Source organism: Nostoc sp. DedQUE02, from assembly GCF_034531035.1.
Lineage (GTDB): Bacteria > Cyanobacteriota > Cyanobacteriia > Cyanobacteriales > Nostocaceae > Nostoc.
The window spans coordinates 1-1,698 of the sequence record NZ_JAVRBY020000141.1 but is presented as its reverse complement, the minus strand read 5'-3'; the positions used below and the strand labels follow the sequence as shown (position 1 = coordinate 1,698).

Annotated in this window: 1 pseudogene; it reads left to right on the top strand. The window is 41.9% G+C overall.

Annotated features, from left to right (window positions below):
* Positions 1-69: 69 nt before the first annotated feature.
* Positions 70-1,693 (top strand): annotated as a pseudogene (locus RMX98_RS36170) (IS1634 family transposase).
* The last annotated feature ends 5 nt before the right edge of the window (positions 1,694-1,698 follow it).

Below are 1,698 nucleotides of genomic sequence, written 5' to 3'. Positions count from 1 at the left end.
CCTAGATTCCGCAGGTGCGCTCGTAAATGCTGTATTTTAAAAATGACCTAAATGCTGCATTTTAGAAGCATGACAGCATCACCATCAGATATCAGGGTACAAGATATTGACCACTGCGGCATAGTCGCAGGCATCTGTGATGAGATGAATCTAGTAGAAGAAATTAACCGACTGCTGGGAAGTCACTCTCAAGAAATCATCAGTGCAGGTCAAGTTGTAAAAGCAATGATTTTAAACGGATTAGGGTTCGTGAGTGCGCCATTATATTTGTTTGAAAAGTTTTTTGTTGGTAAAGCGGAGCGAGCATCTGTTAGGAGAAGGAATACGTCCAGAACACTTAAACGATGACCGTTTGGGTCGAGTATTGGACAAATTATATGAGGCTGGACTCACTGAAGTATTTGTGACAGTTGCGCTTTGTGCAGCACGTAAATTCGGGGTAAAAATGGACAGCTTGCACCTCGATTCAAGTTCATTTCACGTTGATGGTGATTACATCAACAAGGCAACACAAGAGGAGGCGGAACCAGGAGGAATCGAAATTACCTATGGCTATTCGAGAGACCACCGCCCAGACCTGAAACAATTTATCATAGACTTGATGTGCAGTGGGGATGGAGATATTCCCTTGTACTTAAGAGTCGCAAACGGTAATGAATCGGACTCGGCAATGTTTGCGACCATAATTGCGGACTTCAAACGGCAATGGCAAATAGATGCTTTATTTGTTGCAGATGCCGCACTTTACACCGAAGAAAATTTGCAACAAATGAAACATTTGCGCTGGGTATCGAGAGTACCAATTACCCTGACTGCGGCAAAAATGCTGTTAGATAATATGCCTCAAGAAGCATTTAATCCTAGTGTAATATCTGGGTATCGGATTGCGCCAACTTGTAGTGAGTACGGAGGTGTACAACAGCGTTGGTTCGTCGTTGAAAGCCAAGCAAGAAAAGATGCTGACCTCAAACAGTTGGAAAAACGTTTGACTAAACAGTTATTAAAAGCCCAATCTGAACTTCGGCAGTTGTTAAACCAAGAATTTGCCTGTTCAAAAGATGCTCTGATTGCTGCACAACGGCTCAGTTCTAAGTTGCCCTTACACCAACTAACTAATATCGACGTTAAGGAAATCAAGAAACATACTGGACGTGGTAGACCAAGTAAAGATTCTTCCCCCACTTTTTACTACCAAGTTGATGCAACACTAGAACCCAAAGAAATAGCGATCGCCATTGAAACTAAACGAGCTGGAAGATTTATTTTAGCGACCAATGTCCTCGATGCCGAAGAACTCAGCGATGAAGATGTTTTACGTGAATACAAGGCACAGCAATCTACTGAGCGCGGTTTTCGGTTTCTCAAAGACCCTTTATTTTTTACTTCAAGTGTTTTCCTCAACTCGACACAAAGAGTCGCTGCTCTAGCAATGGTTATGGGTTTGTGCCTGCTTGTTTATAGTCTTGGTCAAAGGGCTTTACGTCAAGCTTTGGAACGGGCAAAAAAAACTATTGATAATCAGTTGGGTAAACCAACTTCTACTCCCACCTTACGTTGGGTGTTCCAATGTTTTATGTCAATTCATTTGGTTACTGTCGCCCAAATAAAGCAAATTGCCAACTTAACCCATGAAAGGCAATGGATTCTCCAGTTTTTTGGTGCTCCTTGTCGAAAATATTATCTTCTTTCTTAACTAAC